The 26,524-nt window shown below is 64.4% G+C and carries 22 protein-coding genes and 1 pseudogene; 9 read left to right on the top strand and 14 right to left on the bottom strand.

Annotated features, from left to right (window positions below; genetic code table 11):
* Positions 1-259 precede the first annotated feature (259 nt).
* Positions 260-1,429 carry a 4-hydroxybenzoate 3-monooxygenase gene (gene pobA / locus XI09_RS28750; RefSeq protein WP_271569834.1) on the top strand — a complete coding sequence of 390 codons (1,170 nt, stop codon included), beginning with the start codon at positions 260-262 and terminating at the stop codon, positions 1,427-1,429.
* A gap of 227 nt (positions 1,430-1,656) precedes the next feature.
* Positions 1,657-2,076, top strand: a complete 420-nt coding sequence (locus tag XI09_RS28745) for a PaaI family thioesterase (RefSeq protein WP_271569833.1) — start codon at positions 1,657-1,659, stop codon at positions 2,074-2,076.
* Between the two features lie 138 nt (positions 2,077-2,214).
* On the opposite strand, the gene XI09_RS28740 is transcribed toward XI09_RS28745, so the two are convergent.
* Positions 2,215-3,099 (bottom strand): LysR family transcriptional regulator, encoded by an 885-nt coding sequence (locus XI09_RS28740; RefSeq protein WP_092187344.1) that lies wholly within the window; start codon positions 3,097-3,099, stop codon positions 2,215-2,217.
* 123 nt (positions 3,100-3,222) lie between these two features.
* Between XI09_RS28740 and XI09_RS28735 the strand changes: the two genes are divergently transcribed.
* Positions 3,223-3,846 (top strand): pyridoxamine 5'-phosphate oxidase family protein, encoded by a 624-nt coding sequence (locus XI09_RS28735; protein WP_271569832.1) that lies wholly within the window; start codon positions 3,223-3,225, stop codon positions 3,844-3,846.
* Between the two features lie 192 nt (positions 3,847-4,038).
* Here the strand turns inward: XI09_RS28735 and XI09_RS28730 are convergent, their stop codons facing one another.
* The 3 genes from XI09_RS28730 to XI09_RS28720 are packed head-to-tail and all read right to left on the bottom strand — an operon-like array spanning position 4,039 to position 7,584.
* Entirely contained in the window at positions 4,039-4,770 is a 732-nt protein-coding gene (locus XI09_RS28730) for an ABC transporter ATP-binding protein (protein ID WP_271569831.1), read from the bottom strand.
* Complete coding sequence (locus XI09_RS28725) at positions 4,767-6,536, bottom strand: branched-chain amino acid ABC transporter ATP-binding protein/permease (protein ID WP_271569830.1); 1,770 nt, start codon at positions 6,534-6,536, stop codon at positions 4,767-4,769. Before XI09_RS28725 ends, XI09_RS28730 begins: the two co-directional genes overlap by 4 nt.
* 7 nt (positions 6,537-6,543) lie before the next feature.
* A complete protein-coding gene (locus XI09_RS28720) occupies positions 6,544-7,584 on the bottom strand; it encodes a branched-chain amino acid ABC transporter permease (RefSeq protein ID WP_271569829.1) in 1,041 nt (346 codons plus the stop codon).
* Between the two features lie 178 nt (positions 7,585-7,762).
* Between XI09_RS28720 and XI09_RS28715 the strand changes: the two genes are divergently transcribed.
* Complete coding sequence (locus XI09_RS28715; RefSeq protein WP_271569828.1) at positions 7,763-8,290, top strand: MarR family winged helix-turn-helix transcriptional regulator; 528 nt, start codon at positions 7,763-7,765, stop codon at positions 8,288-8,290.
* A gap of 173 nt (positions 8,291-8,463) precedes the next feature.
* Here the strand turns inward: XI09_RS28715 and XI09_RS28710 are convergent, their stop codons facing one another.
* The 3 genes and pseudogenes from XI09_RS28710 to XI09_RS28700 all read right to left on the bottom strand — a co-directional run bounded on the left by XI09_RS28710 (position 8,464) and on the right by XI09_RS28700 (position 12,562).
* Positions 8,464-9,747 (bottom strand): glycerate kinase type-2 family protein, encoded by a 1,284-nt coding sequence (locus XI09_RS28710; protein ID WP_271569827.1) that lies wholly within the window; start codon positions 9,745-9,747, stop codon positions 8,464-8,466.
* Between the two features lie 194 nt (positions 9,748-9,941).
* Positions 9,942-11,170, bottom strand: a pseudogene (locus XI09_RS28705) (ABC transporter substrate-binding protein).
* 162 nt (positions 11,171-11,332) lie between these two features.
* A complete protein-coding gene (locus tag XI09_RS28700; protein WP_271569826.1) occupies positions 11,333-12,562 on the bottom strand; it encodes an ABC transporter substrate-binding protein in 1,230 nt (409 codons plus the stop codon).
* 27 nt (positions 12,563-12,589) lie between these two features.
* On the opposite strand from XI09_RS28700, the gene XI09_RS28695 reads away from it, so the two are divergent.
* Positions 12,590-12,772, top strand: a complete 183-nt coding sequence (locus tag XI09_RS28695; protein ID WP_271569825.1) for a hypothetical protein — start codon at positions 12,590-12,592, stop codon at positions 12,770-12,772.
* Between the two features lie 41 nt (positions 12,773-12,813).
* Here XI09_RS28695 and XI09_RS28690 read toward each other — a convergent pair whose 3' ends face one another.
* From XI09_RS28690 to XI09_RS28660, 7 genes are all read right to left on the bottom strand, one after another.
* Positions 12,814-14,040, bottom strand: a complete 1,227-nt coding sequence (locus tag XI09_RS28690) for an ABC transporter substrate-binding protein (RefSeq protein WP_271569824.1) — start codon at positions 14,038-14,040, stop codon at positions 12,814-12,816.
* Between the two features lie 121 nt (positions 14,041-14,161).
* A complete protein-coding gene (locus XI09_RS28685; RefSeq protein WP_271569823.1) occupies positions 14,162-15,391 on the bottom strand; it encodes an ABC transporter substrate-binding protein in 1,230 nt (409 codons plus the stop codon).
* A gap of 26 nt (positions 15,392-15,417) precedes the next feature.
* The gene (locus XI09_RS28680; protein WP_271569822.1) at positions 15,418-16,437 is read right to left on the bottom strand and encodes a branched-chain amino acid ABC transporter permease; all 1,020 of its coding nucleotides are present in this window, start codon (positions 16,435-16,437) and stop codon (positions 15,418-15,420) included.
* 2 nt (positions 16,438-16,439) lie between these two features.
* Entirely contained in the window at positions 16,440-17,318 is an 879-nt protein-coding gene (locus XI09_RS28675) for a branched-chain amino acid ABC transporter permease (RefSeq protein ID WP_271569821.1), read from the bottom strand.
* Positions 17,319-17,331: 13 nt separating this feature from the next.
* Entirely contained in the window at positions 17,332-18,045 is a 714-nt protein-coding gene (locus XI09_RS28670; protein WP_271569820.1) for an ABC transporter ATP-binding protein, read from the bottom strand.
* A complete protein-coding gene (locus XI09_RS28665; RefSeq protein WP_027543335.1) occupies positions 18,042-18,839 on the bottom strand; it encodes an ABC transporter ATP-binding protein in 798 nt (265 codons plus the stop codon). The genes XI09_RS28670 and XI09_RS28665 overlap by 4 nt, the downstream gene beginning before the upstream one ends.
* 66 nt (positions 18,840-18,905) lie before the next feature.
* Entirely contained in the window at positions 18,906-19,772 is an 867-nt protein-coding gene (locus tag XI09_RS28660) for an IclR family transcriptional regulator (protein WP_271569854.1), read from the bottom strand.
* Between the two features lie 130 nt (positions 19,773-19,902).
* Here XI09_RS28660 and XI09_RS28655 point away from each other — a divergent pair, with 130 nt between their 5' ends.
* From XI09_RS28655 to pimC, 4 genes are all read left to right on the top strand, one after another.
* A complete protein-coding gene (locus XI09_RS28655; RefSeq protein WP_271569819.1) occupies positions 19,903-21,999 on the top strand; it encodes a 3-hydroxyacyl-CoA dehydrogenase NAD-binding domain-containing protein in 2,097 nt (698 codons plus the stop codon).
* A gap of 223 nt (positions 22,000-22,222) precedes the next feature.
* A complete protein-coding gene (gene pimA / locus XI09_RS28650) occupies positions 22,223-23,905 on the top strand; it encodes a dicarboxylate--CoA ligase PimA (RefSeq protein WP_271569818.1) in 1,683 nt (560 codons plus the stop codon).
* The gene (locus tag XI09_RS28645) at positions 23,902-25,089 is read left to right on the top strand and encodes an acetyl-CoA C-acyltransferase (RefSeq protein ID WP_271569817.1); all 1,188 of its coding nucleotides are present in this window, start codon (positions 23,902-23,904) and stop codon (positions 25,087-25,089) included. The genes pimA and XI09_RS28645 overlap by 4 nt, the downstream gene beginning before the upstream one ends.
* Before the next feature lie 157 nt (positions 25,090-25,246).
* The gene (gene pimC / locus XI09_RS28640; RefSeq protein WP_271569816.1) at positions 25,247-26,437 is read left to right on the top strand and encodes a pimeloyl-CoA dehydrogenase large subunit; all 1,191 of its coding nucleotides are present in this window, start codon (positions 25,247-25,249) and stop codon (positions 26,435-26,437) included.
* The last annotated feature ends 87 nt before the right edge of the window (positions 26,438-26,524 follow it).

Below are 26,524 nucleotides of genomic sequence, written 5' to 3'. Positions count from 1 at the left end.
CTCTCCCTGTTTTCGACGGCGGGCTTCGATGGCCCGGTCCCATTAATTAACATGTTATCTAATTGGCCGGCGCGTTCAAGCCGGAACTGGCGCGCACCTTGTCGCCTCCTGTACGTCAGCCATGTTGCATGGATTTGTCGCCGTTAGCCGCGACCAGCACTCCCCTTTTGCCCAACCGTTATATGGTATAATTATCCTGCGCGTCGTGACGCGACAAGCGAGCCGCAACGAAAGCCTACAGGATCGGGAGGAGCAAGTATTGCGGACAAAAGTCGCAATCATCGGGGCCGGGCCGGCTGGATTGTTGCTTGGGCAACTGCTGCACGATTACGGCATCGACAACGTCATCCTGGAGCGGCAGAGCCCGGACTACGTGCTCGGCCGCATCCGCGCCGGTCTCCTGGAGGAGGGAACCGTCGCGCTGCTCGACCAGGTCGGCGCCGGCGCGCGGGCGCATGCCGAAGGCCTGGTGCATGAGGGCATTGAGCTCGCCTTTTCCGGCCGCCGTCATCGCATCGACATGAAGGCCGCGACCGGCAAGACGGTGATGATCTACGGCCAGACCGAGGTCACGCTCGACCTGATGAACGCGCGCAAGGCGGCCGGCCTCGACACGGTCTACGAGGCCAGGGACGTGCAGCCGCATGATTTCGACGGCAGTCACCCGCGCGTAACCTGGGTCAAGGACGGCGTCACCCACACGCTCGATTGCGATTTCATCGCTGGTTGCGACGGTTTCCATGGCGTCAGCCGCGCCAGCGTCCCGGCCCCGGCGATCGAGGAGTTCGAGCGGGTCTATCCGTTCGGCTGGCTCGGCATCCTCTCCGAGACGCCGCCGGTCAGCCACGAGCTGATCTACTCCAACCACGCTCGCGGCTTTGCGCTCTGCACCATGCGCTCGATGAAGCGCAGCCGCTACTATGTGCAGTGCTCGCTGGACGACCATGTCGACCAATGGCCGGACGACCGCTTCTGGGACGAATTGAAGCGCCGGCTCAACCAGGTGGCCGCCGACAGCCTCGTCACCGGTCCCTCGATCGAGAAGAGCATCGCCCCGTTGCGCAGCTTCGTCGCCGAGCCGATGCGCTTCGGCAGGATGTTCCTGTGCGGCGATGCCGCCCACATCGTGCCGCCGACCGGCGCCAAGGGCTTGAACCTGGCGGCCAGCGACGCGCATTACCTGTCGAGCGCGCTGCGCGAATTCTACGAGGAGAAGTCCAGCGCCGGAATCGATGCCTATTCCGCCAAGGCGCTGGCGCGCGTCTGGAAGGCCGTGCGCTTCTCCTGGTGGATGACCTCGATGCTGCACAAATTTCCCGACACCGGCACCATCGGCGCCCGCATCCAGCTCGCCGAGCTCGACTACGTCACGCAGTCGCAGGCCGCGATGACGTCGTTGTCGGAGAATTATGTGGGGCTGCCGTTTTAGGGAAGTGCCGTAGGGTGGGCAAAGCGAAGCGTGCCCACCAGCTTTGTGTTTGTAGAGAGATGGTGGGCACGGCGCGTTGCGCCTTTGCCCACCCTACGGGCGTCGCATTGCTCGCAACGCCGCCGCCCATTTCAAACACCCGCGCAAATTCCGTTTAAAACTTTGTAGGTGATGCGTCCGTCACGCCCATCGCGTTCAATGCCGGCAACCAGCAACGCGAGACAGCCATGACCTCCACCGACATTCCCGCCGGCTTCGAGCCGCATTTCCGTAAAGCGCCCCTCACCGATCCCTGGGAGCCGCTCTATTCGAAGAAGACCGACAAGGCCGTGATCATCGGCCTGCGCCTGGCCAAGCCGCACACCAACGCGCGTGGGTTGATCCATGGCGGGCTCATCACGTCACTTGCCGACAACGCCATGGGCTACAGCTGTGCGCTGGTGACGAACTGGAGCACGTCGTTCGTGACGATCTCGCTCTCGATCGATTTTGTCGGCTCCGCCGAGATCGGCCAGTGGCTCGCGGTCGAGAGCGAGGTGATCAAGACCGGCAGCACGATCTGTTTCGCGCAGTGCCTGATCAAGGCCGACGACACCGTGATCGCGCGCGCCAGCGGGACGTTTCGGGTGGTGCCGAAGAAGGGGTGATGTCTCGTGCCCCGGACGCAGCGCAGCGCTTCTTCAGCGGTGCGCTGCAGAGCCGGGGCCCATCCATCCGCAAATGACTCTCTGGCTTTCTGGGTCCCGGCTCTGCGCCGCTTCGCGGCGCGTCCGGGACACGAGAGCTCACCCGAACCGCCACTCCGCCGTCTCCACCACGAGATCTATGAACGCGCGCACCTTGGCCGAGAGCAGGCGCGAGGTCGGATAGACGACATGGATCGGCAGCGCCGGCTGCTCGTATTTCGCCAGCACGATTTTCAGCCGTCCGCGCTTGAGCCCCTCGGCGGCCTGGTAGGCCAGCACCCGCGTCACGCCGCCGCCGGCCTCGGCATATTGCAGCGCTGCGTCCGCGCTGTTGCTGATGAAACGGGGCGATGGCGTCACCTCGATGTCGCGGCCGTCGTGAGGGAAGCGCCACCCGGTCGCGGAGCCGAACTGGATGGTCTGGTGCGAGGCGAGCGCTTCCGGCGTCTTCGGCTCGCCGTGGCGCTTCAGATAGCTCGGCGCGGCCACCACGATCCGCCGCATCTCGCCGACTTGGCGGGCCACCAGCGTGGAATCGGCGAGATGGCCGATCCGCACCGCCACGTCGACGGCGTCTTCCACGAGATTGACGAGATGGTCGGACAGCCGCAATTCGCCGGCAACCTCGGGATAGCGCTTGAGGTAAGCCGTCATGACCGGCCCGACATGCAGCCGGCCGAAGCCGACCGGCGCCGACACCACCAGCCGCCCGCTCGGCCGGTTACGCTCTTCCCGCGCCGAGCCGTCAGCCTCCTCGACATCGGCGAGGATGCGCCGGGCCCGTTCCAGGTAGCGCGTGCCGACGTCGGTCAGGGTCACCTGCCGCGTGGTCCGCTGCAACAGCCGGGCGCCGAGATGCTCCTCCAGCGCCGCGATCAGCCGCGTCACCGCCGAGGGCGACAGGTGCAGCTTGCGCGCCGCCGGCGCAAAGCCGCGCAGGTCGGCGACGGTGACGAAGACGTGCATGGCGTCCAGGCGGTCCATGGACATTATTGCATATATTGCAATGATGAAGTGTCAAGCGGGCTGATTGTTTTAGAAGCCGAAGGTTGCCACCTTAGCGGTCGAAAGACGCAGATTTGCTCCGGAATTCCAGGAGAACTTCCGATGACGGCAACTCAGACCTACGCCAGCGACGTGGCGTTCACGCCGGCGGTGAAATCGATCCAGACCCGAAAGGGATCACGCGAAGGCTATGCGCATGCCGAGCAGCGCGGCTGGCGCACCGAGGTCGACGAGAACCTCGCAACGTTCCTCGCTGAAGCCAACAGCTTCTATTTCGCCACCGCCTCGGCGGACGGCCAGCCTTACATCCAGCACCGCGGCGGCCCGAAGGGCTTTTTGAAGGTGCTGGACAAACAGACGCTGGCCTTCACGGACTATGCCGGCAACCGGCAATACATCACGCAGGGAAACCTGTCCGAAAATCCCAAGGCCTACATCTTCGTAATGGACTACGCCCATCGCCGCCGGGTGAAGATCTGGGGCGAGGCGCGCGTGGTCGAGGACGACGATGCGCTGACGACGTCGCTGATGCCCAAAGGCTACCGCGCGCGGCCCGAGCAGGTGATCCTGTTCAAGATCGCGGCCTGGGACACCAACTGCCCGCAGCACATTCCGCAGAAATTCGACGCGGCGGATGTCGCGGCCGCGCTGGCGGCGAGGGATCAGCGGATCGCCGAGCTGGAAGCGGAGGTGGCGGCGTTGAAGGGGGAGACGGTGTCAAGCTAGGCGACGGTCTTCGCCTCTCCCCGCGTGTGGGGAGAGGCCGGAATTCGCGCGCAGCGCGGATTCCGGGTGAGGGGGACTCTCCGCGAGTCCAACTCTCATCGCATTCGCGGATGCCGTCCCTCCCCCCAACCCTCTCAGCGCGAGCGAAGCTCGTCGCGGCCCCGTAAGAACGGGGAGAGGGAGAGGAGGAACCTACAGCACGCCCGCGCCTTCGTGCTGGAAGCCGAGATAGCTCGCCGCAACGCGTTCGTTCGCGGCGATGTCGCTGGCCTTGCCGCTGAGCACGAACTCGCCGAGCTCCATCACATAGGCCTGGTCCGCGATCTTCAACGCGGCCTGCGCGTTCTGCTCGACCAGCAGCACCGAGACGCCGCTGGCGCGCAGCTCGGTGACGATGCGGAAAATGTCGGCGACGATGATCGGGGCGAGGCCGAGGCTCGGCTCGTCCAGCATCAAGAGCTTCGGCTCGCCCATCAGCGCGCGGCCCATCGCGAGCATCTGCTGCTCGCCGCCGGAGAGCGTGCCGGCGAGCTGCTTGCGCCGCTCCTTCAGCCGCGGGAACAGCGTGTAGACCCGCTCCATCGAGGCTTTCGCCTTGCTCCGCTCGATGCGGAAGGCCCCTAACTCGAGATTGTCCTCGACATTCATGGTCACGAACAATTCGCGGTGCTCCGGGACGAGGCCGAGGCCCATCGCGACGCGGTCCTCGATGTCGAGCCGCGCGAGATCCTGGCCGGCAAAGACAACGCGGCCCTTCAGCGGCAAGATGCCCATGATGGCGGACAGCAGCGTGGTCTTGCCGGCGCCGTTGGCGCCGACGATGGTGACGATCTGGTTCGCCCCGACCTCGAGCGAGACCGAGCGCACCGCCTCGACCTTGCCATAGGCGACATGCGCGTCGGTGACGGACAACAGCGCGCTCATGCCGCCACTCCGAGATAGGCCTTGATCACTTCGGGATTGGTCTTGATCGTGGCGGGCGTGCCCTCCGCGATCTTGGTGCCGAAATCGAGCACGACGATGCGGTCGGCGAGGTTCATCACGAAGCCCATGTCGTGCTCGACCAGCAGCACGCTCATGCCGCCGTCGCGCAACTCGCGCAGCAGCTTGGCAAGCTGCTGCTTCTCCATGTGGCGGAGGCCCGCGGCGGGCTCGTCGAGCAGCAGCAGCATCGGATCGACGCAGAGCGCGCGCGCGATCTCGACGATGCGCTGCTGGCCGAGCGAGAGCGAACCTGCGAGCTGGTGCATCTGCTCAGTGAGGCCGACGCGCTCGATCTGGCGGGCAGCTTCCGCCAGAAGTCTTGCTTCATCGACGCGATCGAGCCGCAGCATCGAGGCGATCGGCCCCGAATGGCCGCGCAGATGCGCGCCGATCGCGACGTTCTCCAGCACGGTCATGTCGGGGACCAGCTTCACATGCTGGAAGGTGCGGGAGATGCCGAGCTTGACGATCTCCTGCGGCGGCGCGTTGTCGACCTTCTTGCCGAGCACCGAGATCGAGCCTGATGTCGCCGACAGCACGCCGGTGATCAGGTTGAACGTCGTGCTCTTGCCGGCGCCGTTCGGCCCGATCAGCGCGACGATCTCGCGGGCCTGGACGTCGAAGGAGACGTTGTTGACCGCGATCACGCCGCCGAATTGCTTGCGCGCCTTCTCGACCTGAAGCAGGACGCTGGCCTCGCCGGGCGAGCGGGTGCGCTGCTCCAGTTTCAGCGAGGTGTCGGGCTTCTTGCCGCCGGTGCGCTCGGGCAGGAACGACATCAGCCACGGCCAGACGCCGCCGGGCGCGAGCTGGAGCAATGCCACCAGCATGATGCCGAACACAATGGTCTCGACCTGGCCGGAGCCCGGCAGGATCAGCGGTAGATAGCTTTGCAGCACTTCTTTCAGGACCACGACGATCGCCGCGCCCAGCACGCCGCCCCAGACATAGCCGGCGCCGCCGACCACCGCGATGAAGAGATATTCGATGCCGGCCTGCGCGCCGAACGGCGTCGGGTTCACCGCGCGCTGGAGGTGCGCATAGAGCCAGCCGGAGAGGCCGGCCAGCACCGCGGCATGGATGAACACCAGCAGCTTTGCCCGTGGCGTGTGCACGCCGAACGCCTCGGCCGCGACATGGCCGCGCCGCAGCGCCCGGATGGCGCGGCCGGTGCGGGAGTCCAGGAGGTTCATCGTGAGCAGGGCCGAGAGGATCACGGCGACCCAGATCGCGTAATAGATCGAGCCGGGCGAAAGCATCTTGTACGCGCCGATCGACAGCGGTGGGATCGCCGAGATGCCGTCGTTGCGGCCCAAGAACTCCAGCTTGCTGAAGAGATAGAACAGGCCGAGCCCCCAGGCGAGCGTGCCGAGCGGCAGATAGTGGCCGGAGAGGCGGACTGTGACGAGGCCAAGCAGCACCGCCAGCGATCCGCTGACCACGAGCGACAACGGCAGCGTCAGCCAGGGCGACAGGCCGTAGCCCGTCGACAGCACCGCGGTGGTGTAGGCGCCGAAGCCGACGAAGGCGGCCTGGCCGAACGAGGTGAGGCCGCCGACGCCCGTCAGCAGCACGAGGCCCATCGCGACCAGGGCGGCAAGGCCGATATTGTCGAGCAGCACGATCCAGAACGGCGGCATGCCAGGGACAAACGGGATCGCCGCCATGACAAGCGCGAAGACGAGAATGGGAAGCCGGCTCTGCATCTTAGCGTCAGTCCTTCTCTTCCTCGACCGCGGGCGCGGCGAGCGAGCGCAGCAGCAGCACGGGGATCAGCAGCATGAAGACGATCACTTCCTTGTAGTTGGAGGCGTAGAAGGACGAGAACGCCTCGACGATGCCGACGAACAGCGCCGCGACGGCGGTGAGGGGGTAGCTGACGAGGCCGCCGATGATCGCGGCGACAAAACCCTTCAGCCCGATCAGGAAGCCGCTGTCGTAATAGAGCGTCGTGATCGGCACGATCATGATGCCCGACAGCGCGCCGATGACGGACGCCAGCAGGAAGGCGATCTGCCCGGACAGCGTGGTGCGGATGCCGGCCAGCCGCGCGCCGAGCCGGTTCACGGCGGTCGCGCGCAGCGCCTTGCCGTAGAGCGTCAGGCCGAAGAACAGCCAGAGCCCGACGATGAAGGCGATGGTGATGCCGTAGACGGTGATGCTTTGGCCGGTGAAGCGCAGCGCGCCGGCGGTGAAAGAGCCGGACAGCACGGCAGGTCCGCGCTGGCCTTCGGCGCCGAAGAACAGGAGGCCCAGTCCCTGCAGCGCGAGGTGGACGCCCACTGACGCGATCAGCAGCACCAGCACGGAGGTGTGCGCCAGCGGCTGGAACGCGATGCGGTAGAGATAGAGGCCAATCATCGCCACGATCACCAGCGACAGCGCGATGCAGATCGCCACCGGCGGTTTCTGGGCGGCGAAATAAACGGTCAGCGCCAGCACGATGCCGGGCAGCACGATATTGGTGAGGACGCTGCGCAGGATCAGCCGGCCATGCAGCGCCTTGCGGGCCACGAACAGGTCGAAGGCGAAGGCGCCGATGCCGAGGGCGAGCGCGAGTTTTGCCGTGCCCGGCATCTGGCCGGCGGCCAGCGAGGCATAGGTCAGCGCTCCATAGGTGACGAACTCGCCCTGGGGAATGAGGATCACGCGGGTGACGGCGAACACCAGCACCAGCGCAAGGCCGAGCAGCGCATAGATCGCGCCATTGGTGATGCCGTCCTGCAGCAGGAACAGCATGATAGTGGTGTTCAAGACCGGACGCTCCCCCTCAAAGATTAAGGACCGGTCTCCGCAATTGCGGTGGATGGTCCGCTCACAGCCATTGAAATGCGCTGACGATATTTGATATGGTCCATAACAATTATCAAATATAACTTCAAGGGTGGCGGGCGACCCGTCCCGAATTTAGCGGGATTACGAGCACGAGGCGATGACCGTTTCCAAAACCGCTGAAAAGTCCTCCGAAAAACCTGCCGACACGGCCAAGGGCCGCAAGGACGCGGCCGAGGCCCAGGGGGCAGCCGAAGCCCTCCAGCTCGGCGAGCTCTCCGAGCAGCTCGGCTACGTCCTGAAGCGGGCGCAGCTCAAGGTGTTCGAGAACTTCCTGCGCTGCATGGCCTCGCTCCAGCTCACGCCCGCGCAGTTCTCCGTGCTGCTGCTGGTCGAGAAGAACCCGGGGCGTAACCAGACCGAGATCGCCTCCACCCTCGGCATCCTGCGCCCGAATTTCGTGGCCCTGCTCGACAATCTCGAGAGCCGCGACCTTTGCGCGCGGATCCGCTCCACCAACGACCGCCGCTCGCATATCCTGGTTCTGACCGACAAGGGCAAGGCGGTGCTGACGCGGGCGAAAAAGCTCGTCGCCACCAAGCACGAGGCGCGGCTGAACGGCCTGCTCGGCCAGGCCAACCGCGAAGCGCTGATCGAGATGCTCTCGAAGATCGCCAACGAGTTTTGAGCTCTTACCCTCCCCTGGAGGGGGAGGGTCGACCGCGCGCAGCGCGGGCGGGGTGGGGTGATCTCTCAACTCCGGCAGTGTGCGACGTGGAGAGACTGTCACCCCACCCCGGCTCTCATCTCGCTGCGCTCGATGTGAGCCGACCCTCCCCCTCCAGGGGAGGGTAAGAGACCTCAATCCACCAGGATCACCCTGATGTCGTTGACGTTGGTCAGCGTCGGGCCGGGCATCAGCAGATCGCCGGTCGCCTCGAAGAACGCCGTCGCGTCGTTGTTGTCGAGATAGGCCTGCGGCTGGAGCGCCAGCGCCTTCATCTTCGCAAACGTCGCCGCGTCGATCAGCGCGCCTGCGGGGTCGGTGGAGTGGCCGGCGCCACCATCGGCGCCGTCGGTGTCGCCCGCGAGCGCGGAGATGCCGGCCGTATCCTTCAGCAGGGCGGCGAGCGCCAGCGCGTATTCCTGGTTCGGACCGCCGCGCCCCTGGCCGCGCACGGTGACCGTAAGCTCACCGCCGGAGAGGATCGCGATGCGCTTGCCCTGCGCGCGCGCCTGCAACGCGAGTTCGGCATGATGGGCCGCGACCTCGCGCGCCTCGCCTTCGAGATCGGCGCCGAGATCGATCGTCTCGTAGCCGGCCTCTTTCGCGAGCTTCACCGCGGCGTCGAGCGACTGCTTGGGCCGCGCGATCAATTCGAACGACGCGCGCGCAAAGGCGGCATCACCAGGCTTGCAGCTCTCGTTGTTGGGATCGTCGAGCGCGCGGCGCACGGCATCGTCGATATCGAGCTTGTACCTGGCCACGATCGCGCGCGCATCCGCCAGCGTGGTCGGATCGGGCACGGTGGGGCCGGAGGCGATCGCGGAGGGATCGTCATGCGGCACGTCGGAGATCGCGAGCGTCACGATCTCGGCGGCGTTCCTGCCGGCGCGCGCCAGCCGGCCGCCCTTGATGCGCGACAGATGCTTGCGCACGACGTTCATCTCGCCGATCGGCGCGCCCGAGCGCAGCAGTGCCTTGTTGACCGCCTGCTTCTGCGCAAAGCTGATGCCGTCCACCGGCGCGATCCAGTTCGCCGAACCGCCGCCGGTGAGCAGCACCAGAAGCAGGTCGTCGGGCCCGGCCTCGCCTGCGAGCGCGAGCGTGTCGGCCGCGCCCTTGAGGCCGGCTTCATCGGGCACGGGATGGCCGGCTTCGACCACGCGGATGCGGCGGGTCGGCACGCCGTAGCCGTGGCGCGTGGTGGCGATGCCGACGAGGCGCTCCGGCGCGAGCTTCAGCGCGTCGAGATAATGCCGCTCGGCGGCCGCGGCCATCGCGCCGGCGCCCTTGCCGGCGGCGAGGCAGATCACGCGTCCTTTTGGGGCCGGCCGTAGATGCGGCGCCAGAATTGTATTCGGATGCGCGGCGGCGACGGCGGCGTCGTAGAGCGCGCGGAGCAGGGGACGTCGGTCGGTCATGACGATGGCCTTGAGCAGACTGAAGCGATGGCGGCGAATTCGCCGTTCACCTGCCTACCGTATCATGCGCGAAAGCGTAAGCAGGGTTTACCGTCATTCGATTGTGCAATCGCGTGATCATAATCGCCATGCAGCAAAAAGCCCCCCGCGGGGGGCTCGCGGAGGACTTTCGCGCATTTGGATCCTGCTAGCGGCTAGCCGCTGACGTCGGCGTTGATGATGTCGCCGAACCGCTCCCAGCTCTCACCCTTGAAACGCATCAGCTGAAGTTGCGAGAGCGGAGCGAAGTCGCTTGGGCTGGTATTGACCTTGACTCCGGGCAACAGGCCGACAGCTTCGAAATCCTTGAGGTTGGCCGCCTGCTTCATTACGTTCTCGCGCGTCAGGTCGTCGCCGCAAGCCTTTAATACACGCACGAGTCCTTGCGATACGATGTAGGCGTACATCACGTTGAAGTCGGCACGGTTGGCGTCGGGATAGTATTTGTCGAGGAACTCGCTCCAGGCCTTCACCGCCGAATCGTCTTTCCATTGCGGATCAGTGGGATCCTTGAGGTAGATCGATGAGATGATGTCTTGCGCGTTCTCGAAACCGGCGGGCTTTAACACGCTTCCGATCTGGGCCGAGACGTTGTTGAGGAAATGAAGCGGCTTCCAGCCGATCTCGGCATTCTTCTTGATCGCCTGAGCAGCGAATTTCGGCGTGCTGATGTTGAAGAACACGTCGGCGCCGGTCGCCTTGAGCTTGACGATGTGGGAATCGATGGTTGGCTCCGAGACTTCATAGCTTTCCTCGGCCACGATCATCGCGGCGGCCTTGCTGCCGAGTCCGTCCTTGAATCCTTTCAGGTAGTCCTTGCCGTAATCGTCGTTCTGATAGAGCACGGCAATCTTGGCGTTCGAATGGTTCTTCAGGATGTATTTCGCGTAGATGATGGATTCGCTCTGGTAGTTGGGCTGCCAGCCCATCGTCCAGGGGAAGTTCTGCGGATCGTTCCACTTGGTGGCGCCGGTGGCGACGAACAGCTGCGGCACCTTCTTCGAGTTCATGTATTTCTGGATCGCCGAGTTCGGCGGCGTGCCGAGCGAGTTGAAGATGAGCAGCACCTCGTCGCTCTCGACCAGCTTGCGCGCCTGCTCCACGGTCTTCGGCGGCGAATAGGCGTCGTCATAGCTGACAAAGTTGATCTTGCGACCGTTGATGCCGCCTTCCGCGTTGATCTTGCGGAAATAGGCTTCCTCGGTCTTGCCGATCACGCCGTAGGCGGAGGCCGGTCCGCTGTAGGGCATGATGTTGCCGATCTTGATCTCGGTGTCGGTCGCGCGGTATCGTATTTCTTCTGGGCCGATGCAGTGGAGGCCGAGGCCGCAATGAGCGCAAGCGCCAGTGACGCGGCTGCAAGTTTGCCGGTGACAGCGGGCATTCCTATCTCCCTATTTCATTTTCTTGGTGTGTGCGTTTCCTTTTCTTGTCTTGATTGTTTTTGGCGACGCGGCCGCAATACAATACGATTTGCGCGAAAGCTTCAAGGAAAAGCCCCCGCGGCAAGGCCGCGGAGGCTGCGTCTTTAGTTGGCCTTTTAACGTCAGCCGCCGACGTCGCCGCTCAAAATTTCACCAAACCGCTCCCAGGTCTCGCCCTTGAAACGGATCAATTGCAGCTGCGAGATCGGCGCGAAATCGGTGGCCGAGGTGTTGACCTTGATGCCCGGCAACAGGCCGGCCGGCTCGTAGTCCTTGATGTTGGCGGCCTGCTTCATGACGTTCTCGCGGGTCAGATCGTCACCGCAGGCCTTGAGCACTTGCACGAGGCCCTGGCTCACGATGTAGGCATACATCACCGAAGCATCGGTGCGGTTCGCTTCGGGATAATACTTATCCAGGAATTGATTCCAGGCGATCATCGCCGGGTCGCTCTTCCATTGGGCGTCGGTCGGATCCTTGAAGTATTGTGACGAGATGATCTCCTGCGCGTTCTCGAAGCCGGCCGGCTTGATGACGCTGCCGATCGAGGCCGAGACGTTGTTGAGGAAATGCAGCGGCTTCCAGCCGAGCTCGGCGTTCTTCTTGATCGCCTGCGCCGCGAATTTCGGCGTGGTGATGTTTATGAAGACGTCGGCACCGGAGGCCTTCAGCTTCACGATGTGCGAGTCGATGGTCGGCTCGGAGACCTCATAGCTGTCCTCGACAATGATCAGCGAGGCCGCCTTGGCGCCGAGCCCGTCCTTGAAGCCCTTCAGATAGTCCTTGCCGTAATCGTCGTTCTGATAGAGCACGGCGATCTTGGCGTCCGGCTTGTTCTTCAGGATGTACTTCGCGTAGATGATGGTTTCGCTCTGGTAGTTCGGCTGCCAGCCCATCGTCCACGGAAAATTCTGCGGATCGTTCCACTTGGTGGCGCCGGTGGCGACGAAGAGTTGCGGCACCTTCTTCTGGTTCAGGTATTTCTGGATCGCCGAGTTCGGCGGCGTGCCGAGCGAGTTGAAGACCAGCAGCGCCTCGTCGCTCTCGACCAGCCTGCGCGCCTGCTCCACGGTCTTCGGCGGCGAATAGGCGTCGTCATAGCTGATAAAGTTGATCTTGCGGCCGTTGATGCCGCCTTCCGCGTTGATCTTGCGGAAATAGGCTTCCTCGGTCTTGCCGATCACGCCGTAGGCGGAGGCCGGTCCGCTGTAGGGCATGATGTTGCCGATCTTGATTTCGGTGTCGGATGCGCCGGTGTCGTATTTCTTCTGTGCCGATGCTGCCGTGGACAAGGCGGCAGCAAGCAGGAGGGCAGCCGAGAAGGCCCCCAACCGCACATGCATTGCAAGCATCTTGATCTCCCTAGAAGAGGTTTGAACGTGTCGATTGTTTTTGATTGGGAGCGATCGTTGCGCGCCGCTCCGTCGTACATTCAATACCCATCCGTCGCCGCCAGCAAGAAAAACGCCCCGCACAACTGTCGCAGGACGCGCAATCTATTTGAAGCGGTGCGGAATATTCCGGCGCGTGAGATTTCGCGCGCCGTTAACCAATTGCGCTGAAGTTGCCTAGCGCAGAAGAAGCTATCTTGAATTGTTCTGCTTCATGGCCCGAGTTCGCTCGAGATGATGCCGCCGAACAGCTCCCATTTCCTGCCCTTGAACCGCATCATCTGGAGCTGTTCGATCGGGGCGAAATTGTCCGGTGCGGTGTTGATCCTGATGCCGGGCAGCAGCGTGTCCGGCGCGAAATCCTTCAGGCTGGCGGCCTGCTTCATGACGTTCTCGCGGGTGAGGTCGTCGCCGCACATGTGCAGCACCTTCACCATGGTCTGGGCCGCGGCGTAGCCGAACACCACGCCGGCATCGAGCTTGTTCGCCTTGGGATCGTATTGCCCGAGGAAGTCATAGAACTTCTTCATGCCGTCATCGGCGTTCCACTGCGGGTCCGAGCCGTCCTTGGTGTAACTGGCCGACAGGATGCCTTGCGAGATTTCGATCCCGGCCGGCTCGAGCACCCCGCCGACCGAGGCCGAGACGTTGGAGAGGATGTGGATCGGATGCCAGCTGATCTCGGCCGCCTTCTTGATCGCCTGGGCGGCGAATTTCGGCGTGGTGATGCTGATCAAGACGTCGGCGCCCGAGGCCTTCAGCTTCACCACATGCTCGTCGACCGCCGGCTCCGAGGTGTCGTAGGCCTCTTCCAGCACGATCATCGACGCCTTGGCCCCCAAGCCGCCCTTCAGCCCCTTCAGATAGTCCTTGCCGAAATCGTCGTTCTGATAGAGCACGCCGATCTTCGCGTCCGGCTTCTCCTTCATGATGTACTTGGCATAGATGCGCGCCTCGCTCGCGTAGCTCGGCTGCCAGCCCATAGTCCAGGGATATTGCCTGGGATCGTTCCACTTCGAGGCGCCGCTCGCCACGAACAATTGCGGCACCTTCTTCTCGTTCATGTATTTGCGGATCGCGCCGTTGGTCGAGGTGCCGAGCGAGCCGAAGATCAAGAGCACCCCGTCGCTCTCGACCAGCTTGCGCGCCTGCTCCACCGTCTTCGGCGGCGAATAGCCGTCGTCGTAGGAGATGAACTTGATCTTGCGGCCGTTGACGCCGCCCTCGGCGTTGATCTTGTTGAAATAGGCTTCCTCGGTCTTGCCGATCACGGCATAGGCCGAGGCCGGCCCGCTATAGGGCATGATGTTGCCGATCTTGATCTCGGTATCGGAAGCGCCGCTGTCGTATTTCTTTTGCGCCAGCACCGGGCCAGTCATCGCAGTGCACAACGCGAGTGCGGCCGAAAGGGCCGCAACCTGAAAACGAACGGCAGTCATTGTTCTCCTACCCCGAGCTGGATTGGCGCCGCATTGAACAAGATTGACGCCGAACGTCAACAAAAAGCCCCCGCGGTCGCCCGCGGAGGCTTCTTTAGGGTTGGACTATTGCGTCAGCGTGTCACTCGGAGGCGACGTCGCCGCTGATGATCTCGCCGAACAGTTCCCACCTCTCGCCCTTGAAGCGCTGCATCTGGAGCTGCGCGATCGGGGCGAAATCGGTGGCACCGGTGTTGATCTTTACACCGGGCAGCAGCGTGTCCGGTACAAAATCCTTCAGGCTCGCCGCCTGCTTCATCAGGTTGGCGCGGGTGAGATCGTCACCGCACATTTCCAGCGCCTTGGCGAGCGTCGAGGCGGCGCCATAGCCGTAGACCATGCTGGTGTCGGACTTGTCGGCACCCGGCATGTACTTGTCGACGAACTCGTTCCACTTCTTCATGCCGGGGTCGTTGTTCCACTGCGGATCCGTCGAGTCCTTGGCATAGGCTGCCGACAGCACGCCCTGCGCATTCTCGAAGCCGGCCGGCTTCATCACGCTGCCGACCGAGATCGACACGTTGGTGAGGATCTGGAGCGGCTTCCAGCTGAGCTCGGCGGTCTTCTTGATGGTCTGGGCCGCGAACTTCGGGGTCGCATAGATCAGCAGCACGTCGGGATTGGCGGCCTTGATCTTGACGATGTGGCCGTCGATCGACGGCTCGGACACCTCGTAGCTCTCCTCCATGATGATGGTCGACGCCGCCTTGGCGCCGAGCCCGTCCTTGGTGCCCTTGAGGTAGTCTTTGCCGAAATCGTCGTTCTGGTAGAGGATCGCGACCTTGGCGTCAGGCTTTTCCTTCGTCAGCCATTTCGCATAGATCTGCGCTTCGCTCTGGTAGGAGGGCTGCCAGCCCATGGTCCAGGGGAAGTTCTTCGGGTCGTTCCACTTGGTGGCGCCGGTCGCGACGAAGAGCTGCGGGATCTTCTTGGCGTTCAGGTATTTCTGGATCGCACTGTTCGAAGGCGTGCCGAGCGGGTTGAACACGGCCAGTACTTCGTCGCTTTCGACCAGCTTGCGGACCTGCTCCACGGCCTTCGGCGGCGAATAGCCGTCGTCATAGGTGACGAAGTTGATCTTGCGGCCGTTGATGCCGCCCTTGTCGTTGATCATCTTGAAATAGGCTTCTTCGGTCTTGCCGATGATGCCATAGGCCGACGCCGGACCGCTGTACGGCATGATATTGCCGATCTTGATCTCGGTATCGGACGCGCCGGTGTCGTATTTCTTCTGGGCGAGTGCTGCGCCGGAGCTGAGGGTCGCGACCGCCGTTACGAGTGCGGTGGTTCGCAGTATTCTTCCAAGAAACAATTTGGTCTCCTTCCTTATGAGGGTTTTCAGTTCTTCCTGAGCCTTCCGGCGAACTGCTGGCCCAGGATTGCGACTTGCCTTGCGCCATGCGGCACGAGGTAGATGACGGCGAACAGGAGCACGCCGAACACGGCGCCGGAGAGGCCCTTGGAGATGCCCTCCGCGATGTTCGGCACGAAGATGATGAAGGCGGCGCCGACGATCGAGCCGGGCAGCCAGCCCACGCCGCCGACGACCATGCCGAGGAACAGCGAGATCGCCAGCGTGATGGTGTAGCTGTCCGGCGCCACGAACTGCACCGCGATGGCGCCGAGCGAGCCGGCGACGCCGGTGATGGCGGCGGACACGCCGAAGGCCAGGGTCTTGTACAGCGCGACGTCGACGCCCATGGCGGAGGCCGCGATCTCGTTGTCGCGGATCGCCATGAAGGCGCGGCCCGAGCGGGAGCGCAGCAGGTTCACCGAGAAGATGTATATCGCGATCACGACGATGAGCGTGAAGTAGTACAGCCACATGTCCTGCGACATCGGCAGGCCGAACGGCGCATCGGGCTTGGTGACGACGAGGCCCTGCACGCCGCCGGTCCAGTGCTCGAGGAAGTTCAGCTTCAGAAGCTGCGGCATGGCGGTGGCGAGCGCAAAGGTCGCGAGCGCCAGATAGACGCCGGAGAGCCGCAGCGCCGGCTGGCCGAACAGGAAGCCGAAGCCGAAGCAGACCACGCCGGCGACCGGCAGCGTCAGCGCGTAGTTGATGTTGAAGTGCTCCATCAGCACCGCGGTCGTATAGGCGCCGACGGCGTAGAAGGCGCTCTGGCCGAGCGAGAACTGGCCCGAGCCGCCGGTCAGGATGTTCAGCGCCAGCACCGCGAGCCCGTAGATCAGGAGCATCGTCATCTGGAAGATGATGAAGTTCTTGACGAAGACGGGTGCGATCAGCAGCGCAGCCAGCACCACCAGCGAGGTGCCGGTGCCCAGCGTCATGGCCCGCTTCGGAACGGCCTCGACCGCCTGGTGGCCTTCGGCGACGACTTCTTCTGCTGCGCTCATGATCAAACTCGCTTGACGATGTGCCGGCCGAACAGACCAGCGGGTTTGACGACCAGGACGGAGATGATCAGCGCGAGCGCGATCGGGAGTTTCAGCTCGTTGCCGACGCCGGGGATGTAGGTGCCGGCGAGGTTCTCGAAGACGCCGACCAGGAAGCCGCCGACCACGGCGCCGAACGGGCTGGTCAGTCCGCCCAGCACCGCCGCGGCGAAACCGTAGATCAGCACGCCGCCCATCATGTTGGGCTCCAGGAACACCACGGGCGCGATCAGCATGCCGGCGATCGAGCCGATCGCGGACGCCATGCCCCAGCCCAGCGCAATCATCCAGCTCGTGTTGATGCCGACGAGGCGCGCCGATTCAGGCACCGAGGCGGCCGCACGCATGGCAAGGCCGATCCGCGTGTACTGGAAGAAGAAATACAGGCCGAGCAGCAGCAGCACGGTGACGCCGATCATGCCGGCCTGGTGGGTCGAGATCAGCTGGCTGCCGAGGAACGGCGAGGAGCCGAACGGGGTCGGATATTGCTTGATGGTGAAGTCCCAGATCAGGCCGGCCGAGGAGTTGATGATCGCGAACAGCGCGATGAAGCCGGCGACGTTGGTCAGGATCGGCGCTTTCGCGAGCGGCTTGAACAGGATGCGCTCGATCGCGATGCCGCCGACGAAGGAGAGCGCCAGCGTGATGACGAAAGCGGCCCAGTAGGGGATGCCCCACTGCATCAGCTGCCAGGAGATGAAGGTCGAGAACATCGCCATCTCTCCTTGCGCGAAGTTGAGATGGTCGATGGCCTGGTAGATCATGACCACGGCGAGCGCCATGCAGGCATAGATCGCGCCCGTGGCGATGCCGGCCAGGACCTGGTTGGTGAACAGCTCCATTGTGCCGGCTCCCTCAGTAACCCAGATAGGATTTGCGGATTTCTTCGTTGTTCGCGATGTCCTTGGCGTTGCCCGACATCACGATGCGGCCGGTCTCGATCACGTAGGCCTTGTCGGCGAGCTCGAGCGCGAGCTGGGCGTTCTGCTCGACCACCAGGATCGACACCTTGTCCTCGCGGTTGATCTTGCCGAGGATGCCGAACAGGTCGCGCACGACCAGCGGCGCGAGGCCGAAGGACGGCTCGTCCAGCAGCATCAGCCGCGGCCGCAGCATCAGGGCGCGCGCGACCGCGAGCATCTGCTGCTCGCCGCCGGACAGCGTGCCGGCCTGCTGGGTGTGGCGCTGCTTCAGCACCGGGAAATGCGCATACATGCGCTCGATGTCGGAGACGATGCCGGCGCTGTCCTTGCGGGTGATGGCCCCGAGCTGGAGGTTCTCCTCCACCGTCATGGTGGTGAAGGTGCCGCGGCCCTGCGGCACGTGGGCGATGCCGAACCGCACGATGCTCTCGGTGGAGCGGTTGTTGAGCGGCTTGCCGTCGAACTCGATGCCGCCGGTCGAGCGCACCATGTTGCAGATCGCGCGCAGCGTGGTGGTCTTGCCGGCGCCGTTGGCCCCGAGCAGCGTCGTCAGCGAGCCCTCGTTGAGCGAGAAGGACAGGCCATGGAGCGCCTGGACCTGGCCGTAATAGGCGCGCAGGTCCTTGACGTTGAGCAGCGTCGTCATTGGTCCTTGCTCCCGAGATAGGCCTTGATGACGTCGGGGTCCGCCTGCACCTGGGCGGGCGTGCCTTCCGCGAGCTTCTTGCCGAAATTGAGCGCGACGACGTGGTCGGCGATCGACATCACGAGGCCCATGTGATGTTCGACCAGCAGCACGGTCATGTGGCGGTCGTCGCGGATGCGGCGGATCAGGTCGCCGAGCACGTAGACTTCCTCGTGGTTGAGGCCGCCGGCCGGCTCGTCGAGCAGCAGGATCTTCGGATCGGCCGCCAGCGCGCGCGCCAGCTCGACGCGCTTCTGGGTGCCGAAGGGCAGGCCGGACACCACGGTGTGGGCGACGTCCTCGAGGTCGAGATAGGCGAGGATCTCGTGCACCTTCTTGTTGACGTCGGTCTCGCTGCGGCGAATCCAGGCCAGGCGCAGCGAGTCGCTGATGATGTCGCTGGAGGTGCGGGCATGCGTGCCGACGCGGACATTGTCCATCACCGACAGGTTCGGAAACAGCGCCACGTTCTGGAAGGTGCGGCCGATGCCGATCTCGGCGATCCGGTGCGGCGGCCGCGACAGGATGCTCGCGCCCTCCATCAGGATGTCGCCGGACGAGGGCTGGTAGAGCCGCGACAGGCAGTTGAAGAGCGTCGTCTTGCCGGCGCCGTTGGGGCCGATCAATCCGAGGATCTGGCCCTTGTGCATGTCGAAGGACACACCGTTGAGCGCAATGATGCCGCCGAACACGACGCTGACGTCGCGAACCGCGAGCAGGGGCGATGTCCCCTGCGCGAGCTGTGCCTGCGTCATCTCGTCTCGCCCGCAAATTTCAGTGGGCGACGGGGCGATGCGAACCGCTCCCGATCATGACAAAGGCTATCTGAACCCCTCGGCCACACGCGCAACTTTTCCTCCTGATTTCAGCTTTTTGCTGACTTCTTTTTTGGAATGCGGCATCAGACCCCCGAGTGCCGCTTCGATGTTCCTTACCATCGCAAGCAGACGCGGTCCAATGTCGTTGATCAAACGCTCTTCCGTGAAGCGGAATGCGGGCGCGCCGCAATTGAATGCGTAAGGTCCGGTTCCATCGTTGAGCTTGAGCGCGACGCCGGCGGCGCCGATGTCGTCGTGCCAGTCGCCGACGGAAATCGCAAAGCCGTATTTCGCGACGGTCTCGCCGGAACGTTCCAGTCCGTCGCGCATCTTCGGCCAGCGGCTGCCGTAATGTTCGCGCAGGACGCGCGACAGCTCGGCGCGATCTTCCTCAGACAGCGCCCAGAAATAGGCGCGGCCCATCGCACTGGTTGCAATCGGCACGCGGGAGCCGACGTCAAGTTGAACGCCGACCGTCTCGCTGCCGCGGCTCTGCCCGAAATAGATCATGCTGTGACGGTCGCGGCCCCCGATCGCGACCGCGCCGCCGGTCGCGCGCATCACTTCCTCGCGAAACGGCTCGGACAAATGTCGAACGCCGAGATTGGACAACGCCGCATAGCCGAGCGCCATCGCGGCCGGCGCGAGCTGATACTTCTCGAAGCGGGGAACCGGCGTCAGATAACCGAGCTTCGTCAACGTATAGGTCAGGCGCGAAACGGTCGGCTTGGGCAGGTTGGTGCGGGCCGCGATCTCCTGGTTGCCGAGAAGGCCGTCGCTGGGTTGGAATGCGCGCAATACATCAAGTCCGCGGGAAAGCGCGACGACGAAATTCCGATCGGTCGCAGTCTTCTTTCCTGTACGCTTCATCCCTGATCTGCTTCTTGCGCGGAGTCGTTGACAACGTCCGTGCTTCAAAATAACCCTGCCGTCAAGATGCGGAATTAAATTCCGCACCGCGAAATCGAACAAAAGTAAATCCCCACCAAGGAGGGAAACCGTGAGCGAAGTGGTCAAGCTTGAGCGTCATGACGAAGTCGGGATCGTCACGGTCAACAGCCCTCCGGTCAATGCGCTGAGTGCCGCAGTCCGCGGTGGCATTTTGGAGTGCATCAAGGCCGCAGTCGCCGATCCCGCGATCAAGGGCATCGTGCTGACCTGCGCCGGCCGCACCTTCATCGCCGGCGCCGACATCACCGAATTCGGCAAGCCGCCGAAGCCGCCCGCCCTCAACGACGTGCTGTCCGAGATCGAGAACGCGCCGAAGCCGGTCGTTGCCGCAATTCACGGCACCGCGCTCGGCGGCGGCCTCGAGGTCGCGCTGGCTTGCCATTTCCGCGTTGCGGTGAAGGAGGCCAAGCTCGGCCTGCCCGAAGTGAAGCTCGGCCTGCTGCCGGGCGCCGGCGGCACCCAGCGCCTGCCGCGCGCGGTCGGCCCCGAGCTCGCGGTCAAGATGATCGTCGGCGGTGATCCGATCGGTGCGGCGGAAGCGCTGAAGAGCGGCCTGATCGAGGAGATCGTCGAAGGTCCGGCCTCCGGCGGCGAAGCCTTCGTCCGCAAATTGCTCGCCGAGAAGCGTCCGCTGCGCCGCCTGCGCGACGACGATTCCAAGATCGCGGCCGCCAAGGCCGACCGCTCGATCTTCACCAATGCGGTCGCCGCCATGACCAAGAAGTCGCGCGGCCTGGAAGCGCCGTTCGCGGCCGCCGACGCGGTTGGCTACGCCATCGATTTTCCGTTCGACGAGGGCTTGAAGAAGGAGCGCGAGGGCTTCCTCAAGCTGGTCGCCAGCGACCAGTCCAAGGCGCAGCGCTATGCCTTCTTCGCCGAGCGTGAGGCCGCCAAGATCGCCGGCGTGCCCGAAGGCACCAAGTCGCGCCCCGTCAACCGTGTTGCCATTCTCGGTGCCGGCACCATGGGCGGCGGCATCGCGATGTCGTTTGCCAATGCCGGCGTTCCCGTCACCCTGATCGAGACCGGCGAGGAGCAGCTCAAGCGCGGCCTCGGCATCATGCAGAAGAACTGGGAAGCGACCGCCGCGCGCGGCGGCATCCCGGCGGATGCGCCCGCCAAGCGCATGGCGCTGATCACCGGCGTCGTCGGCATCGAGAATGTCGGCGATGCCGACCTCGTCATCGAGGCCGTGTTCGAGACCATGGCGGTCAAGAAGGAAGTGTTCGGCAAGCTCGACCAGTTCGCCAAGCCCGGCGCGGTGCTCGCCTCCAACACCTCGTATCTCAACATCGACGAGATCGCGAAGTCGACCAAGCGTCCGCAGGACGTGCTCGGCATGCACTTCTTCTCGCCGGCCAACGTCATGAAGCTGTGCGAGATCGTCCGCGCCGACAAGACCGCGCCGGATGCCCTCGTCACCGCTGTCACGATCGCGCGTAAAATTGCAAAAGTGCCGGCCGTGGTCGGCGTCTGCGACGGCTTCGTCGGCAACCGCATGCTGGCGCAGCGCGGCAAGCAGTCCGAGAAGCTGCTGTTCGAAGGCGCCCTGCCGCAGCAGGTCGACGCGGTCGTCACCAAGTTCGGCATGCCGATGGGGCCGTTCGCGATGGGCGACCTCGCCGGCCTCGACATCGGCTGGCGCTCGCGCAAGGATCGCGGCATCAAGTCGGAGATCGCGGATGCGCTGTGCGAAGCCGGCCGCTTCGGCCAGAAGACCGGCAAGGGCTATTACAAGTATGAAGCCGGTTCGCGCTCGGCGCTGCCCGATCCTGAGGTCGAGAAGCTGATCGACGAGACGCTGCTGCGTCTCGGCCGCAAGAAGCGCGCCGTCAGCGACGAGGAGATCCTCGAGCGCATGATGTATCCGATGATCAACGAGGGCGCGAAGATCCTCGAAGAGGGCATCGCGGCGCGTCCCTCCGACATCGACGTGGTCTGGCTCTACGGCTACGGCTGGCCGATCTATCGCGGCGGCCCGATGTTCTGGGCCGACACCGTCGGCCTCAAGCACATCGCCGATCGCCTGTCGTTCTACGCCAAGGAGACCAACGACCCCAGCCTCGAGCCCGCACCGCTGCTGAAGAAGCTCGCGGCGGAGGGCAAGACCTTCGCCTCGCTGGCGGCGGCGGCGAAAGCGGCGTGATTGACTTGGGCGCAGTGGCCGCGAGATCCGGCTCCGGGCGACTCCCTTTCCGTTCCCTCCCCCCTTGCGGGGGAGGGGCAGGGAGGGGGGTAGCTCCAGGCGAGGTCAGCGTTCGTGGCTACCCCCTTCCCCAACCCCTCCCCGCAAGGGGGAGGGGAGCCCATCCGCCTGTGCCCGCCTCACACGGCCCGGTTACTGCCGCCTCGCAGAGTATCGATCGTTCATGACCCATCCCGGCGAACAGTTTTATCCCGAGGGCGTGCGTTGGGACGACACCATCGTCCAGGGCACGCTCCCCGACCTGCTGTCGAAAGCCGCCGCCGATTACGGCCCGCGCACCGCGCTGGAATTCCGCGAACGTCTGATCACCTATGCCGAGCTCGCCGCGATGGCCGAACGCGCGGCGGCGGCGTTTCTCCGCGCCGGCTGCGGCAAGAACACATCCGTCGCGCTGTTCCTCGGCAACACGCCTGATCACCCGGTCAATTTCTTCGGCGCGCTGAAGGCAGGCAGCCGCGTTGCGCACCTTTCTCCGCTCGACGGCGAGATCGCGCTGACGCACAAGGTCTCCGACTCCGGCTCGCGCCTGCTGGTCACCTCCAACCTCGCCGCGCTGCTGCCGACCGCGCTGAAATTTCTGGAGAAGGGCCTGATCGATCGCCTCGTCGTCTGCGAGGACGACAATTGGGGCAAGGTCGGCACGCCGCAAGCGGCGATCCCCAACGATCCCCGCATCGTCACCTTCAAGACCTTCGTCGAGGGCGCCGCCGCGCCCGCAGAGTGGCCGCACGTCACGGCCGACGACGTCGCCCTGCTGCAATATACCGGCGGCACCACCGGCCTGCCCAAGGGCGCGATGCTCACGCACGGCAACCTCACCTCGGCGGTGTCGATCTACGACGTCTGGGGCAAGCCGTCGCGCGCGACGCGCGGCGACGTCATCGAGCGCGTGATCTGCGTGCTGCCGCTGTTCCACATCTATGCGCTCACCGTCGTGCTGTTGTCCGCGCTCAGCCGCGGCAATCTGATCTCGCTGCACCAGCGCTTCGACGTCGAAGCCGTGATGCGCGACATCGAGGTCAAGCGCGCGACCTACTTTCCGGGCGTGCCGACGATGTGGATCGCGATCGCAGCGCTGCCTGATCTCGACAAGCGCGATTTCTCCTCGCTCGCAACCATCGGCTCCGGCGGCGCGCCGCTGCCGGTGGAGATCGCCAGCTTCTTCGAGCGCAAGGTCGGCAAGAAGCTGAAGAGCGGCTGGGGCATGACCGAGACCTGCTCGCCCGGCACTGGCCATCCGCCGACGGGCCCCGACAAGCCGGGCTCGATTGGCCTGATGCTGCCCGGCATCGAGCTCGACGTGGTGTCGCTGGACAATCCCACGAAGGTATTGCCGCCGGGCGAGGTCGGCGAGATCCGGATCAAGGGCCCGAACGTCACCAGGGGTTACTGGAACAAGCCCGAGGGGTCCACGGAGGCTTTCATCGACGGCCGCTTCCTCACCGGCGACATCGGCTATGTCGATACCGACGGCTATTTCTTCCTGGTCGACCGCAAGAAGGACATGATCATCTCCGGCGGCTTCAACGTCTATCCGCAGATGATCGAGCAGGCGATCTACACCATTCCCGGGGTGCACGAGGTGATCGTGCTCGGCATTCCCGACCAGTATCGCGGCGAGGCCGCCAAGGCCTTCATCAAGCTGAGGCCCGAGGCCAAGCCGTTCTCACTCGACGAGCTGCGGGCGCAGCTCGCTGGCAAGCTCGGCAAGCACGAATTGCCGGCCGAGGTCGAGTTCGTCGACGATTTGCCGCGCACGCCGGTCGGAAAACTGTCGCGTCACGAATTGCGCCAGCAGCAGAAACCGTCACAATCCACCCAACTCGCATCAGGAGGTCGTTCTTGACCGACGCCGTCATCGTTTCCACCGCCCGCACGCCGATCGGCAAGGCCTATCGCGGCATGCTCAACGCCACCGAGGGCGCCACGCTGCTCGGCCACGCCATCGGCGAGGCTGTCGCGCGCGCCAAGGTCGATCCGAAGGAGATCGAGGATGTCGTGATGGGCGCAGCCCTCCAGCAGGGTTCGACCGGCGGCAACATCGCGCGCAAGGCGCTGCTCCGTGCCGGCCTTCCCGTCACCGTCGCCGGCACCACCATCGACCGGCAATGCGCCTCGGGCCTCCAGGCCATCGCGCTCGCCGCGCGCTCGGTGATCTTCGACGGCGTCGAGATTGCGGTCGGCGGCGGCGGCGAGTCGATCTCGCTGGTGCAGAACGACAAGATGAACGGCTTCCACGCCCAGGACCCGGCGCTGCTCAAGATCAAGGGCGAGGTCTACATGCCCATGATCGACACGGCCGAAATCGTCGCCAAGCGCTACGGCATCTCGCGCGAGAAGCAGGACGAATATTCACTGGAGAGCCAGCGCCGCACCGCGGCAGCCCAACAGGGCGGCAAGTTCAAGGACGAGCTCGCGCCGATCACGACCCAGATGGCGGTCACCGACAAGGCGACCGGCGAGGTCTCCTTCAAGGACGTCACGCTGTCGCAGGACGAGGGCCCGCGCCCCGAGACCACGGCTGAGGGCCTCGCCGGCCTCAAGCCCGTGCGCGGCGAAGGTTTTTCGATCACCGCCGGCAATGCCAGCCAGCTCTCGGACGGCGCCAGCGCGAGCGTGATCATGAGCGACAAGGAAGCCGCCAAGCGCGGGCTGAAGCCGCTCGGCATCTTCCGCGGCTTCGTCTCCGCCGGCTGCGAGCCGGACGAGATGGGCATCGGTCCGGTCTTTGCCGTGCCGCGGCTGCTCAAGCGCCACGGTCTCAAGGTCGACGACATCGGTCTCTGGGAGCTCAACGAAGCTTTCGCGGTGCAGGTGCTCTATTGCCGCGACAAGCTCTGCATCGACCCCGAGAAGATCAACGTCGACGGCGGCGCGATCGCGGTCGGTCATCCCTACGGCATGTCGGGTGCGCGCCTCACCGGCCACGCCCTGATCGAAGGCCGCCGCCGCAAGGCCAAGTACGCAGTCGTCACCATGTGCGTCGGCGGCGGCATGGGCGCGGCCGGGTTGTTCGAGGTGTTGCAGTAGTTCACCGTCGTCCTGGCGAAAGCCGGGACCCATTACCCCAAATGTTGGTGAGGGACACAAATGGCCACCACCGACTAACACAATGACAACTGGTGGTAATGGATCCTGGCTTTCGCCAGGATGACGAAGAGAAAAGAAAGCTGGACAGGAGGATCCGATGGATCTCGCATTCACGAAAGAAGAGCAGGCGTTTCGCGAGGAAGTGCGGTCATTCTTCCGCGACAACGTGCCGCCGGATACGCGGCGCAAGCTGGTCGAGGGCCGCCACCTCTCGAAGGACGAGATGGTGGCGTGGTGGCGCATCCTCAACAAGAAGGGCTGGGGCGTCAGCCACTGGCCCAAGCAATATGGCGGCACCGGCTGGACATCCGTGCAGCACTACATCTTCAACGAGGAGCTGCAGTCCTATCCGGCGCCGCAGCCGCTCGCCTTCGGCGTCAGCATGGTCGGCCCGGTGATCTACACCTTCGGCAATGAAGAGCAGAAGAAGCAATATCTGCCGCGCATTGCCAACGTTGACGATTGGTGGTGCCAGGGCTTCTCCGAGCCCGGCTCCGGCTCCGACCTCGCCTCGCTGAAGACGAAGGCCGAGCGCAAGGGCGACAAGTGGATCATCAACGGCCAGAAGACCTGGACGACGCTGGCCCAGCACGCCGACATGATCTTCTGCCTCTGCCGCACCGATCCCGGCGCCAAGAAGCAGATGGGCATCTCGTTCATCGTGTTCTCGATGAAGTCGAAGGGCGTCACCGTGCGCCCGATCCAGACCATCGACGGCGGCGTCGAGGTCAACGAGGTCTTCTTCGACGACGTCGAGGTGCCCTACGAGAACCTGATCGGTGAGGAGAACAAGGGCTGGGATTACGCCAAATTCCTGCTCGGCAATGAGCGCACCGGCATCGCGCGGGTCGGCGTCTCCAAGGAGCGGCTGCGCCGCATCCGCGATCTCGCCTCCAAGGTCGAATCCGGCGGCAAGCCGATCATCCAGGACGCCGCCTTCCGCGAGAAGCTGGCGGCCTGCGAGATCGAGCTGAAGGCGCTCGAGCTGACGCAGCTCCGCGTCGTCGCCGACGAAGGCAAGCACGGCAAGGGCAAGCCCAATCCGGCCTCGTCCGTGCTGAAGATCAAGGGCTCCGAGATCCAGCAGACCACCACCGAGCTCTTGATGGAAGTGATCGGCCCGTTCGCCGCGCCTTACGACGTGCACGGCGACGACGGCTCCAACGAAGCCATGGAGTGGACCGCCCAGATCGCGCCGAGCTACTTCAACAACCGCAAGGTCTCGATCTACGGCGGCTCCAACGAGATCCAGCGCAACATCATCGCCAAGGCGGTGCTGGGGCTGTGATCTGCTCCCTCTCCGCGGAGGCGGGGAGGCAATTTTTCACCGTCATTCCGGGGCGCGACGAAGTCGCGAGCCCGGAATCCATCGGGC

This window comes from Bradyrhizobium sp. CCBAU 11386, from assembly GCF_028128955.1.
Classification (GTDB): Bacteria; Pseudomonadota; Alphaproteobacteria; order Rhizobiales; family Xanthobacteraceae; genus Bradyrhizobium.
The sequence above is the reverse complement of the archived record's forward strand: the minus strand, read 5'-3'. Positions and strand labels throughout refer to the sequence as shown.